The sequence below is a fragment of the Ramlibacter lithotrophicus genome, assembly GCF_012184415.1.
GTDB classification, from domain to species: domain Bacteria; phylum Pseudomonadota; class Gammaproteobacteria; order Burkholderiales; family Burkholderiaceae_C; genus Ramlibacter; species Ramlibacter lithotrophicus.
Map to the genome: position 1 here is coordinate 417,005 of NZ_VTOX01000004.1, position 11,285 is coordinate 428,289.

The following is an 11,285-nucleotide window of genomic DNA, read 5'->3' on the forward strand; positions in this document are numbered from 1 at the left end:
TTTTCTGGCGCGGACGCTTCATGGGCCAGAATGCGCAGCTTTGGCCCGCGCCCCACGATGCAGCACATCCCGCACGACCTGCACGCCGCCATCGTCGACCTCGACGGCACCATGGTCGACACGCTCGGCGATTTCGAGTTCGCCCTGAACCGGATGCTCGAGGAGCTCGAGCTGCCCGCCATGCATGCGGCGGCCATCGCCCGCCTGGTCGGCAAAGGGTCCGAACACCTGATCCGTTCCGTGCTGGCCCAGGCCGGCGCTGGCGAGCGCTCCTTCGGCGCCGCCTGGGAGTCCTACCAGCGGCACTATCTCGCCATCAACGGCCGGCACTCCGTGGTCTATCCCGGCGTGGATGGCGGACTCGCGGCGCTGCGCGGCGCCGGGCTGCGCCTCGTGTGCCTCACCAACAAGCCCACGGCGTTCGCCAGGCCGTTGCTGGAGGCCAAGGGCCTGTCGCACCATTTCGAACTGGTGTTCGGCGGCGACGCCTTCGAGCGCAAGAAGCCCGATCCGCTGCCGCTCGTCAAGGCTTGCGAAGCACTTGGCGTGGCGCCGTCACGCACGCTGGCGATCGGCGATTCCAGCAACGACGCGCAGGCGGCGCGCGCGGCCGGATGCCCGGTGGTGCTGGTGACCTACGGCTACAACCACGGGGAGCCGGTACGCGACGTGCCGGCCGACGGTTTTGTCGACTCCCTGGCGGACCTGCCGCGCTGGCTTGCCGGCGCCTGAGCCGTTCCCCGCTTCGCTCGCCTTCCTGTCCCGAAAACAGGGGATGGCGCCAACCGGCTCGGCCACCATACTGGACGATGGCCAGCGCCCGACGTGGGGTCGGGCCGGTCCTCGCTCCTGGAGCATGGAGGTCCTCATGACGCGCAAGTACATCGACTGCCGCGAAGTGCCGAGCGACTCGCATTGCACCGTGGCCATCGCCGCCGACACCGACGAGGAACTGCTGGAAGCGGCAGTGCAGCACGCGGTCGCGGTGCATCAGCACGAGGACACGCCCGAATTCCGGCAGATGATCCGCGGCGCGTTCCACGAAGGCACGCCGCCGGTCGAGGCGCCTGCCCACGCCTGAGCTGCGCCCGGCCGCGCGAGGCCCGCGCCCGGGCGCTCACGAGCGCTCGCCGCCGTCCCAGTCGGCGGCATGGATGGCTGCGGCCAATGTGAGGCCCAGCGTGCAGAGGCTCAGCGCCACGACCGCGTACAGCGCTTGGGGCGGGCCGCCGGTGGCATGGACTGCCAGCCAGCCGCCCAGCGCCACCACGCCCAGGCGCAGGCTGCTGGCGGCCAGCGGCCAGCGCAGGCGGCCCGCGCCCTGGGAGGCGAAGAACAGCGCCAGCCCCAGGCCGAAGAATCCATAGCAGCCGCCGACGATGCGCAGGTAGCTGACGCCGGCGCTGTGCACGACGCTGTCGCTGGTGAACATGACCATCCATGCCTGTGGCCACAGCGCGGCCACCACGCCGATTGCGCCCGTGACGCCAAGCACCAGGACCGCACCCGCCCACGTGGCGTGCTTGGCGCGCGCTGCCTGGCGCGCGCCTAGATTGGTGGCGACCATGGCCGTGAGCGCGCTCCCCATGCCGAAGGCGATCGGCACCAGGATGTATTCCAGTCGCGCGGCGATCCCGTAGGCGGCAACCACCGCCGTGCCGTAGCTGCCGGCGTAGGCCGTGGTGAGCGCGATCGAAGTGTTGCTCAGCAAGGGATTCGCGGCGGACGGCAGCGCCAGGGCCAGGACCCGGCGGAAGGCGGCCCGCTGCCATTGCCAGGGGCCGCGCAGGAGGCGCAAGGGCCCGCTGCCGCGGCTCAGCCACGCCAACAGCGCGAGCGCCGACACTGCGTTGCACGCAACGGTGCTGGCGGCCGCGCCGGCGACCCCGAGCGGTGCCAGCGGGCCCAGGCCGAAGACCAGCAGAGGGCACAGCATCAGGTGCATGACCGTGGTGCCGATCTGGGTGAGCGAGGCCGCCAGCATGTCGCCGGCGCCGCGCGCCACGCCGCCGAGCACGCTGGCCGTCCAGACCGCCGCGGCGCCGGCGAACAGCACCGTCGCGTAGCGGGAGGCCTGCTCCAGCGCATCGTCGCGCGCCCCCATGAGCGCATAGAGCCAGGGGCCGGTCGCCAGCACGGTGAACGGCAGCGATGCGGCGAGCCCGACCAGCAGCGCGTGGCGTGCGAGCCGCCCTGCCAGGGCGGCGTCATCCGCACCGAGCGCCCGGGCCACGACGGCGGTGGTGCTGCCGCCGAACGCGCCGGCCGACATCTGCAGCATCAGCATCGCCAGCGGCAGCACCACGGCCACCCCGGCCAGCGCCTGCGGCCCCAGCCGGCCGACGATGTAGCCGTCGAAGCCGATCATCACCGTGGCGGCGAACAGCCCGACCACGTTCGGCGTGGCCAGGCGCAGCAGGGTCCCGAGGACCGGGCCGTGCAGCATCCTGTGCGTTGCCGTCGACCGCGCGGCTGCGGCGGCGCTCACGAGTCCCTCCGGATGGCGGGGGCGAGTGCGGAGCCGCGACCGGCGCCGGCCAGCAGCAGGAGGGAGCGGGCAGGGCGCATCGGCGGCTTCTCTTTCCATATGACGTTCGTCATATTTCGGTTCGAGCGACATGGGCGTGGGCTCTGCATGGTCAGCGCACGCCGGAGCGCGGAGCTTCGAACTGCTCGAGCAGCAGACGGCGCGCGGTCGCAAGGTGACGGCGCCCCTGCGCCGTGTCGCCCAGCGCGCGGGCCAGCTGCAGCGAGCCGACCAGCTGGCCCGCGACCGCGGCGGCCGTCCCTGGCGCGCAGCCCTCGGGCAGCGCCGCGTCGACGGCGGCTAGCAGGGATTGGATTCGCGCGGCCGCGACTTGCCGCACCGCCTCCGGCTGGCGCGACATCTCGGAAGCCAGCGCCGCGACCGGACAGCCGGCCTCCAGGGCCTTCAGGTGGCTTTCGGACAAATAGCCCTCCACCAGCGCCCGCAACGGCGTCAAGCCCCGCGCCCGGCCGGCCGCGATGGCGCGCTGCAGCCGCTGCGCGCTCTCCCCCCCGGCGTGCTCCAGGGCTTCGGCCAGCAGCGCCTCGCGCGACGCGAAGTGCGCGTAGAAGCCGCCGTGCGTGAGCCCGGCCTGGTGCATGATGTCGGCGACGCCCACCCCGTCGAAGCCGGTGCGGCGCAAGGTGCGCGCGGCGGTCTCGACGATCCGATCGTGCGTGAGCTGCTTGCGGCTGGGGGTGTGATCCATGCGATCGTGGCGGAGGGTGGTTGCACCATACGCCAATATGATGCCCATCATATTCCCGCGGTCATCAGCGGGCGGCTCCGGGTTCTTGCGGCTCGCGCCGCAAGACCACGCGCGGAGCCTGGGCCGCAGGCCAGGCCGCTACGCCGGCTTGCCCAGGAGCGCTTCCTTGAGGCTGCGATCGGCCGGCGCCGGGCCGAGCCAGATGCGCAGCAGCGCGGTGTAGAACTCGGGCTCGCGGATCGGCTCGCCCTGGGCCGCGCCCTTGACGCGGATCGACGTGCCGGCGCCGGGTACCCAGTCGATGGCGATGCTGTCGCCGGTCGCCAGCTTCTTGTGTTCGGCGAAGATGCGGTTCATGCGCTGGATGCTTCCCGCCAGCCGGGCCAGCGTCGCCGCGTCGTTGTTCTCCTCGATCCCTTTGGCGAAGGCGGCGCCGAATTCGTCGGCGTCGACCTCGCGCAGCATCGTGAGGCTGATGCGCTTGGCGCCGGCCTGTGCCAGGACTTCGTCCGCCGTGGCGGACTTCTTCGGCAGGTACAGGCCCGCGGTGTAGACCTTGAAGATCACCTTGGTGCGGATGCCGGCGCCGTTCAGGGCGAGCCTGGTGCCGGCCAGTTCCGCCGCGTCCTCGTATTTCACGCCGGCCACCGTCACGTCGGCCCAGGCCGCCGGCGCGGCGGCGAGCGCCGCGACCACCAGCCAGCGTTTGACTCCGTTCATCTGCCTTCTCCGTCGAAAAAGAATGATCGTTCGATTCTTGGGCGATGGCGGCCGCGCCGCAAGCGGGTTTTCCGGGGCGGTCGGTCGTGCGGCAAGGTGGTTTGCTACACTTTGCCCATGTCCATCCACCGAAATGCCGACACGGGGCGCTCCAGCCGGGGAGCCTGGCCCTGGCGTCGCTGATGCATTTCTGATCGCACGGTCCCGCCGTGCTTCGCGCCCCGCCCCGGGGCAATCGATTTGAACGTCCAGCGGCCGCACCGGTCGCCGAGCTTGTGGAGGCTCACCCTTGATCACCGAACTCGAATTCAAGAGCCTGGCGCTGCAGGGATACAACCGCATCCCGCTGATCGCCGAGGCTTTCGCCGACCTGGAGACGCCGCTGTCGCTGTACCTGAAGCTGGCGCACGCCAAGGACGGGGGCAAGCACAGTTTCCTGCTGGAGTCCGTCGTAGGCGGCGAGCGCTTCGGGCGCTACAGCTTCATCGGCCTGCCGGCGCGCACGCTGCTGCGCGCCAGCGGTTTCGGTCCGGAGGCGAAGACCGAGGTGGTGCGCGACGGGCAGGTAGTCGAGACGGCGCACGGCAACCCGCTCGATTTCATCGGCGAGTACCAGAAGCGCTTCAAGGTGGCGCTGCGCCCGGGGTTGCCGCGCTTTTGCGGCGGCCTCGCCGGCTACTTCGGCTACGACACCGTCCGCTACATCGAGCGGAAGCTGGAACACAGCTGTCCGCCCGACACTTTGGGCTGCCCGGACATCCTGCTGCTGCAGTGCGAAGAGCTGGCGGTCATCGACAACCTCTCGGGCAAGCTGTACCTGATCGTCTACGCCGACCCCGGCCAGCCGGAGGCGTTCGCCAACGGAAAGAAGCGTCTGCGCGAACTGCGCGAGCTCCTGAAATACTCCGTCAGCGCGCCGGTGGTGCGCCAGACCCAGGGCTTTCCGGCGGAACGCGAGTTCGCCAAGACCGACTACCTGGAGGCAGTGGAGCGCGCCAAGGAGCTGATCGCCGCCGGCGACTTCATGCAGGTGCAGGTGGGGCAGCGGATCAAGAAGCGCTACACCGAGTCGCCGCTGTCGCTGTACCGCGCGCTGCGCTCGCTGAACCCCAGCCCGTACATGTATTACTACCACTTCGGCGACTTCCACGTAGTGGGCGCGTCGCCGGAGATCCTGGTGCGCCAGGAGCAGACCGAGGACGGCAACAAGGTCACCATCCGTCCGCTGGCCGGAACGCGGCCGCGCGGCGCGACCCCGGAGCGCGACAAGGCGATCGAGCAGGAACTGCTGGCCGATCCCAAGGAGCGGGCCGAGCACGTGATGCTGATCGACCTGGCGCGCAACGACATCGGCCGCATCGCGAAGACCGGCAGCGTCAAGGTGACCGAAGCCTTCGCGATCGAGCGCTACAGCCACGTGATGCACATCGTGAGCAATGTCGAAGGCATCCTGAACGAAGGCATGGACAGCATCGATGTGCTGAAGGCCACTTTCCCGGCGGGTACGTTGACGGGCGCGCCGAAGGTGCATGCAATGGAGCTGATCGACCAGCTCGAACCGAACAAGCGCGGCCTGTACGGCGGCGCGTGCGGCTACCTGAGCTATGCCGGCGACATGGACGTGGCGATCGCGATTCGCACCGGCATCGTGAAGGACCAGATGCTGTACGTGCAGGCGGCGGCGGGGGTGGTGGCGGACTCCGTGCCCGAGCTGGAATGGAAGGAAACCGAAGCAAAGGCGCGGGCGCTGCTGCGGGCTTCCGAGCTGGTCGAGGAGGGGCTGGAATGAACAGCCGACCGCCACGCATGAAGCTCCTCATGGTCGACAACTACGACAGCTTCACCTACAACCTGGTGCAGTACTTCGGCGAGCTGGGCGCCCAGGTGGAGGTGTTCCGCAACGACGAGATCACCGTCGAAGGCATCGAGCAGCGCCGCCCCGACCGGCTGGTCATCTCCCCCGGTCCCTGCTCCCCCGCCGAAGCGGGGATCTCGGTGGCCGCCATCCGGCATTTCGCCGGCAAGCTCCCGATCCTCGGCGTCTGCCTCGGTCACCAGTCGATCGGCGCCGCGTTCGGCGCGAAGATCATCCGCGCCCGCGAACTGATGCACGGCAAGACCAGCGTGATCACCACCACCGGCGAAGGCGTGTTCCAGGGGCTGCCGAGGCAGTTCACCGTCAACCGCTACCACTCGCTGTCGATCGAGCGCGCCACCTGCCCGCACGACCTGGCCGTGACGGCCTGGACCGACGACGGCGAAATCATGGGTGTGCGGCATCGCGAGCTGGCGGTCGAGGGCGTGCAGTTCCATCCCGAATCCATCCTCACGCAGCATGGACATGCCATGCTGCGCAACTTCCTGCAGGAGCAGCGATGACGACGCTCGTGGATCTTCGAAGCGACACGGTCACCCGGCCGACGGCCGCGATGCGCGCCGCCATGGCGGCCGCGCCGCTGGGGGACGACGTGTTCGGCGACGACACGAGCGTGAATGCGTTGCAGGAGAAGATCGCCGGGATGCTCGGCTTCGAGGCAGCCCTGTTCGTGCCGACGGGCACCCAGAGCAATCTGTGCGCGGTGCTGGCCCATTGCCAGCGCGGCGACGAGTACATCGTCGGCCAGATGCAGCACTGCTATCGCTGGGAAGGCGGCGGCGCCGCCGTCTTCGGCAGCGTGCAGCCGCAGCCGATCGCCCACCAGCCTGACGGCACGCTGGCGCTCGCCGACATCGAAGCAGCGGTCAAGCCCGACGACCCGCACTACGCCCGCAGCCGCCTGCTGGCCCTGGAAAACACGCTGGGCGGCCAACTGATCCCGATGACGTATATCGAGGACGCGACGGCGCTGGCGCGCCGCCTGGGCCTCGCCACGCACCTCGACGGGGCGCGGCTGTTCAATGCGGCGGTGGCGCAGGCCGCGGGCGGGGATCCGTACGCGCAGGCGCGGCGCATCGCGCAGCGCTTCGACAGCGTGTCGGTCTGTTTCAGCAAGGGGCTGGGCGCGCCGGTCGGGTCGGCGCTGTGCGGTTCGCGCGAGCTGATCGCCCGCGCCCGGCGGATCCGCAAGATGGCCGGCGGCGGCATGCGGCAGGCCGGCATGCTGGCGGCCGCCGCCAGCCACGCGCTGGACCATCACGTGGAGCGGCTCGCCGAGGACCACGCGCTCGCCCGCCGACTGGCCGACGCACTCGTGGGCATCGACGGCCTGCGGGTGGAGCCGCCCCAGACGAACATGCTCTTCGTCGATCTGGTCGGCGCCGCGCGCGACCGTTCGGCGGCGCTCCTGAAGCACCTGGCGGACCAGGGGGTGCTCGCCATCGGCTTGTACCGCCTGCGGCTGGTGACGCACCTCGATGTGGACACGGCAGGCGTCGACCGCGCCGCAGCTGCCATCCGGCAGTTCTTCGCGCGCTGAGGGTGCGATGCCTGACGGGCAACAACTGGTGCTGTTCGTCCTGGCGGGGTGGTTGCTGAACCTCACGCCGGGCCCGGACGTGCTGTACATCGTGACGACTGCGCTGCGTTCCGGCGCGCGGGCCGGCGTGCTGGCGGGCCTGGCGATCGCGGCCGGCTGCCTGGTGCACGTCGTCGCCGCGGCCGTGGGCCTGGGCGCGTTGCTGGCCGCTTCGGCGCCGGCGTTCATGGTGCTCAAGTTCGCCGGCGCGGCCTACCTGGTGTGGCTGGGCGTTCGCATCCTGCTGGCCAAGGCGCCGCCGGCCGCGCCCGTCCTCGAGCCGCGCCAGGCAGCGTTGCCGGCGCGGGCGGGCACGGTGTTCCGCGAGGGCTTCCTCACCAACGTGCTGAACCCCAAGGTGGCGCTGTTCTTCCTGGCATTCATGCCGCAGTTCATCCCGGCGCATGCGCCGGACAAGGTCACGGCCTTCCTCCTGCTGGGGCTGCTGTTCACCTTGAACTCGATCCCCGTCAACAGCGGCTGGGCGCTGGCGGCCGCCTGGCTGGCACGCCGCGACGCAGTGCGCAATGCCATGCGCTGGCTCGACCGCGCCGCCGCGCTCATGTTCATCGGCTTCGGCCTCGCCCTGGCTGTTTCCGACCATTCACCACGTCCATCCACAGGAGGCTGACATGCCGATCACGCCGCAGGAAGCGCTGCAGCGCACCATCGAACACCGCGAGATCTTCCACGACGAGATGCTGAAGGTCGTGCGCATGATCATGAGCGGCGAACTCTCGCCCGTGATGATGGCGGCGCTGATCACGGGGCTGCGCGTCAAGAAGGAAACCATCGGCGAGATCACGGCCGCCGCCCAGGTGATGCGCGAGTTCTCGACCAAGGTGAACGTCGCCGACAAGACCCACCTGGTCGACATCGTCGGGACCGGCGGCGACGGCTCGCACACCTTCAACATCTCCACCTGCTCGATGTTCGTCGCGGCGGCGGCGGGCGCCAAGGTGAGCAAGCATGGCGGGCGTGGCGTCTCCAGCAAGAGCGGCAGCGCCGACGTGCTGGAAAGCCTGGGCCTGAACATCAACCTGCCGCCCGACGCCATCGCGCGCTGCATCGCCGAGGTCGGCATCGGTTTCATGTTCGCGCCGAACCACCACCCGGCGATGAAGAACGTGGCGCCGGTGCGCAAGGAGCTGGGCGTGCGCACCATCTTCAACATCCTGGGCCCGCTCACCAATCCGGCGAGCGCCCCCAACATCCTGATGGGCGTGTTCCACCCCGACCTGGTCGGCATCCAGGTGCGTGCGCTGCAGCGGCTCGGCGCCGAGCACGCGGTAGTGGTCTATGGCCGCGACGGGATGGACGAGGTGAGCCTGGGGGCTGCGACCATGGTCGGCGAACTGGTCAACGGCGAAATCCACGAGTACGAGATCCATCCGGAGGACTTCGGACTGCCGATGGCGAGCAACCGGTCCCTCAAGGTGGAGACGCCCGAGCAGTCGCGCACGATGCTGCTGGGCGTGCTGGACAACCAGCCGGGCGCGCCGCGCGACATCGTTCTGTTCAACACCGCGGTGGCGCTGTATGCGGCCAACGTCGCCGACAGCATCCCGGCCGGGCTGGCCAAGGCGCGCGAAGCATTGGCCTCCGGCGCCGCGAAGGCGAAGCTGGAGCAGCTGATCGCCGTCTCCCAATCCCTGGCGGCCTGAGCCATGGCCGACATCCTCAACCAGATCGTCGAGGTCAAGCGCCAGGAGGTTGCCGCCGCGAAGAAGCGGGTGCCGCTGGAGGCCATGCGCGACGACGCGCTCAGCCGGGTGCTCACGCGCGACTTCGAAGGCGCGCTGCGCCGCAGGATCGCGGCCGGCCGCAGCGCCGTGATCGCCGAGATCAAGAAGGCCAGCCCCAGCAAGGGCCTGCTGCGCGCCGATTTCATCCCGGCCGACATCGCGCAGAGCTATGCGGAGGCCGGCGCCGCCTGCCTGTCGGTGCTGACCGACCGCCAGTTTTTCCAGGGGCAGAACGACTACCTGAAGCAGGCACGCGCCTCCTGCGACCTCCCGGTACTGCGCAAGGACTTCATTGTCGATCCGTACCAGGTGTACGAGTCGCGGGTGGTCGGCGCGGACTGCATCCTGCTGATCGCCGCCTGCCTGCAGGACGAGCAGATGGCCGAGCTGGAGGCGATTGCCCGCAGCCTCGACATGGCGGTGCTGGTCGAAGTGCACGACGGCGCGGAGCTGGAGCGCGCCCTGAAGCTCAAGACGCCGCTGCTGGGCATCAACAACCGCGACCTGCGCACGTTCGAGGTGAAGCTCGAGACCACGCTGTCGCTGATGGAGCGGGTGCCGCCGGCCAAGCTGCTGGTCACCGAGTCCGGCATCCTCGGTCCGGCCGATGTCCAGCGCATGCGCGATGCCGGTGTGCACGCGTTCCTGGTCGGCGAGGCGTTCATGCGCGCGGACGATCCGGGCGCGGCGCTCGAGGCGCTGTTCGGTGCCTGACCGCGCCCTGGACCAGACCCAGCTGGACCTGGGCGAGCGCGCGCCGGACCGGCTGCTGCGCTGGGAGCCGGAGCGCTGGCCGGTCGCGCCGGGTTGGCGGCCGGTCATCGACGAATTCCTGGCGAGCGACGCCGGGCAGCGACTGGGCGAGTTCATGACCGCACGGCTTGCGGCCGGGGCAACCGTCTTTCCGCCGCGGCCGTTCCGCGCGCTCGAGGAGACCCCGCCGGAGCGCGTGCGGGCGGTGGTGCTGGGCCAGGATCCGTACCACGGACGCGGGCAGGCCGAAGGACTGGCCTTTTCGGTGCCCGACGGCGTGGCCCTGCCGCCTTCGCTGCGCAACATCTTCCGTGAACTGGCCTGTGGCGAAGGGCCGCCGCCGAGCGGCGGCTCGCTGCTGCCCTGGGCCCGGCAAGGCGTGCTGCTGCTCAACACCTGCCTCACCGTGGAGGAAGGCCAGCCGGCCAGCCACGCGAAGCGCGGCTGGGAGCGGCTCACCGACGCCTTGCTGGCAGCGGTCGCGAGCCGCGCGTCGCCGTGCGCCTACCTGCTCTGGGGCGGCCACGCGCAGGCCAAGGCCGGGCTCATCCGGGAGGTGGCCGACCGCAATGGCTGCGAGATCCTGCTGCTGCAGGCCAACCACCCTTCACCCCTGTCCGCCCGGCGGCCGCCGGTGCCGTTCCTGGGCTGCGGCCATTTCGCGCAGGCACGCGAGTGGCTGGCCCGGCGGGGGGTGGCGGGACTGTTCGGCGCGCCGGGTCCAGGCGCGGCTGCGGCAACCGGCCGTGACGGAGGGGAAAAGGTGTAGTCCGCGGCTGACGAGCGTTTTGAACCGTGCTATAGTTCGAGGTTCGCCGGAGGGGTGCCCGAGTGGCTAAAGGGGGCAGACTGTAAATCTGTTGGCTTACGCCTACGCTGGTTCGAATCCAGCCTCCTCCACCAGCCTCGCTTGTGTCGAGGTCGGCGAAATGTTTTGAAGTGGTTTGTGCGAGCGAAGAGAAGGACGGATCCGGAAGGGTTCGGTACCTGCCGGGGTCGTTGAAGTTCACCCGATGCGGGAGTAGTTCAATGGTAGAACCTTAGCCTTCCAAGCTAATGACGCGGGTTCGATTCCCGTCTCCCGCTCCACGAACCTGATGAATTCTGCCCTTGTGGCTCAGTGGTAGAGCACTCCCTTGGTAAGGGAGAGGTCGCGGGTCCGATTCCCGCCAAGGGCACCAGTTACAGGCGCGGTCCATGAGGCGGCGCCGTGTAGAGCGAGTGATCGTCTAGTTACTTTCGGAGTCGAAAATGGCAAAAGGAAAATTCGAGCGCACCAAGCCGCACGTCAACGTTGGCACCATCGGCCACGTGGACCACGGCAAGACCACGCTGACGGCGGCGATCACCTCGGTGCTGGCTTCCAAGTTCGGCGG

General features: G+C 69.7%; 13 protein-coding genes and 3 tRNA genes. 13 read left to right on the forward strand and 3 right to left on the reverse strand.

All coding sequences use genetic code 11. From position 1 onward, the window contains the following. Positions 1 to 30: 30 nt before the first annotated feature. Together gph and RAMLITH_RS14450 are read left to right on the forward strand one after the other, a co-directional pair. On the forward strand, positions 31 to 732 hold the full coding sequence (gene gph, locus RAMLITH_RS14445; RefSeq protein WP_420376911.1) for a phosphoglycolate phosphatase: 702 nt from the start codon (positions 31 to 33) through the stop codon (positions 730 to 732). 136 nt (positions 733 to 868) lie between these two features. Further along, positions 869 to 1,081, forward strand: a complete 213-nt coding sequence (locus RAMLITH_RS14450) for a DUF1059 domain-containing protein (RefSeq protein WP_168108109.1) — start codon at positions 869 to 871, stop codon at positions 1,079 to 1,081. A 36-nt stretch (positions 1,082 to 1,117) separates the two neighbouring features. On the opposite strand, the gene RAMLITH_RS14455 is transcribed toward RAMLITH_RS14450, so the two are convergent. From RAMLITH_RS14455 to RAMLITH_RS14465, 3 genes are all read right to left on the reverse strand, one after another. Next, positions 1,118 to 2,488 (reverse strand): MATE family efflux transporter, encoded by a 1,371-nt coding sequence (locus RAMLITH_RS14455; protein WP_168108110.1) that lies wholly within the window; start codon positions 2,486 to 2,488, stop codon positions 1,118 to 1,120. 151 nt (positions 2,489 to 2,639) lie between these two features. Next, positions 2,640 to 3,236 (reverse strand): TetR/AcrR family transcriptional regulator, encoded by a 597-nt coding sequence (locus tag RAMLITH_RS14460; protein ID WP_168108111.1) that lies wholly within the window; start codon positions 3,234 to 3,236, stop codon positions 2,640 to 2,642. Positions 3,237 to 3,374: 138 nt separating this feature from the next. Further along, on the reverse strand, positions 3,375 to 3,956 hold the full coding sequence (locus RAMLITH_RS14465) for a chalcone isomerase family protein (RefSeq protein WP_168108112.1): 582 nt from the start codon (positions 3,954 to 3,956) through the stop codon (positions 3,375 to 3,377). Between the two features lie 289 nt (positions 3,957 to 4,245). Here RAMLITH_RS14465 and trpE point away from each other — a divergent pair, with 289 nt between their 5' ends. From trpE to RAMLITH_RS14520, 11 genes are all read left to right on the forward strand, one after another. Continuing rightward, entirely contained in the window at positions 4,246 to 5,745 is a 1,500-nt protein-coding gene (trpE, locus tag RAMLITH_RS14470; protein WP_168108113.1) for an anthranilate synthase component I, read from the forward strand. A gap of 17 nt (positions 5,746 to 5,762) precedes the next feature. After that, a complete protein-coding gene (locus tag RAMLITH_RS14475; protein ID WP_181017783.1) occupies positions 5,763 to 6,335 on the forward strand; it encodes an anthranilate synthase component II in 573 nt (190 codons plus the stop codon). Continuing rightward, positions 6,332 to 7,372: a low-specificity L-threonine aldolase gene (ltaE, locus tag RAMLITH_RS14480; RefSeq protein ID WP_168108115.1), complete on the forward strand. Its 1,041-nt coding sequence runs from the start codon at positions 6,332 to 6,334 to the stop codon at positions 7,370 to 7,372. Before RAMLITH_RS14475 ends, ltaE begins: the two co-directional genes overlap by 4 nt. Before the next feature lie 7 nt (positions 7,373 to 7,379). Then, positions 7,380 to 8,042, forward strand: a complete 663-nt coding sequence (locus tag RAMLITH_RS14485) for a LysE family translocator (protein WP_168108116.1) — start codon at positions 7,380 to 7,382, stop codon at positions 8,040 to 8,042. A 1-nt stretch (position 8,043) separates the two neighbouring features. Beyond that, positions 8,044 to 9,075 (forward strand): anthranilate phosphoribosyltransferase, encoded by a 1,032-nt coding sequence (gene trpD / locus RAMLITH_RS14490; protein WP_168108117.1) that lies wholly within the window; start codon positions 8,044 to 8,046, stop codon positions 9,073 to 9,075. A 3-nt stretch (positions 9,076 to 9,078) separates the two neighbouring features. Next, positions 9,079 to 9,870, forward strand: a complete 792-nt coding sequence (gene trpC, locus RAMLITH_RS14495) for an indole-3-glycerol phosphate synthase TrpC (protein ID WP_168108118.1) — start codon at positions 9,079 to 9,081, stop codon at positions 9,868 to 9,870. Continuing rightward, positions 9,863 to 10,678 carry a uracil-DNA glycosylase gene (locus RAMLITH_RS14500; RefSeq protein ID WP_420376912.1) on the forward strand — a complete coding sequence of 272 codons (816 nt, stop codon included), beginning with the start codon at positions 9,863 to 9,865 and terminating at the stop codon, positions 10,676 to 10,678. The genes trpC and RAMLITH_RS14500 overlap by 8 nt, the downstream gene beginning before the upstream one ends. Before the next feature lie 48 nt (positions 10,679 to 10,726). Next, positions 10,727 to 10,812, forward strand: a tRNA-Tyr gene (locus tag RAMLITH_RS14505). 112 nt (positions 10,813 to 10,924) lie between these two features. After that, positions 10,925 to 10,998 (forward strand) — tRNA-Gly (locus RAMLITH_RS14510). A gap of 17 nt (positions 10,999 to 11,015) precedes the next feature. Further along, a tRNA-Thr gene (locus RAMLITH_RS14515) sits at positions 11,016 to 11,090 on the forward strand. A 70-nt stretch (positions 11,091 to 11,160) separates the two neighbouring features. Further along, positions 11,161 to 11,285, forward strand: a 125-nt coding sequence (locus RAMLITH_RS14520) for a GTP-binding protein (protein ID WP_238344209.1), incomplete at its 3' end; no start/stop codon positions are given.

Coding starts and splice junctions, on each gene's coding strand:
- RAMLITH_RS14485 (WP_168108116.1), top strand. CDS start 7,380: ATGCCTGACGGGCAACAACTGGTGCTGTTCGTCCTGGCGGGGTGGTTG.
- ltaE (WP_168108115.1), top strand. CDS start 6,332: ATGACGACGCTCGTGGATCTTCGAAGCGACACGGTCACCCGGCCGACG.
- RAMLITH_RS14475 (WP_181017783.1), top strand. CDS start 5,763: ATGAAGCTCCTCATGGTCGACAACTACGACAGCTTCACCTACAACCTG.
- RAMLITH_RS14465 (WP_168108112.1), bottom strand. CDS start 3,956: ATGAACGGAGTCAAACGCTGGCTGGTGGTCGCGGCGCTCGCCGCCGCG.
- trpC (WP_168108118.1), top strand. CDS start 9,079: ATGGCCGACATCCTCAACCAGATCGTCGAGGTCAAGCGCCAGGAGGTT.
- trpD (WP_168108117.1), top strand. CDS start 8,044: ATGCCGATCACGCCGCAGGAAGCGCTGCAGCGCACCATCGAACACCGC.
- RAMLITH_RS14460 (WP_168108111.1), bottom strand. CDS start 3,236: ATGGATCACACCCCCAGCCGCAAGCAGCTCACGCACGATCGGATCGTC.
- gph (WP_420376911.1), top strand. CDS start 31: ATGCGCAGCTTTGGCCCGCGCCCCACGATGCAGCACATCCCGCACGAC.
- RAMLITH_RS14450 (WP_168108109.1), top strand. CDS start 869: ATGACGCGCAAGTACATCGACTGCCGCGAAGTGCCGAGCGACTCGCAT.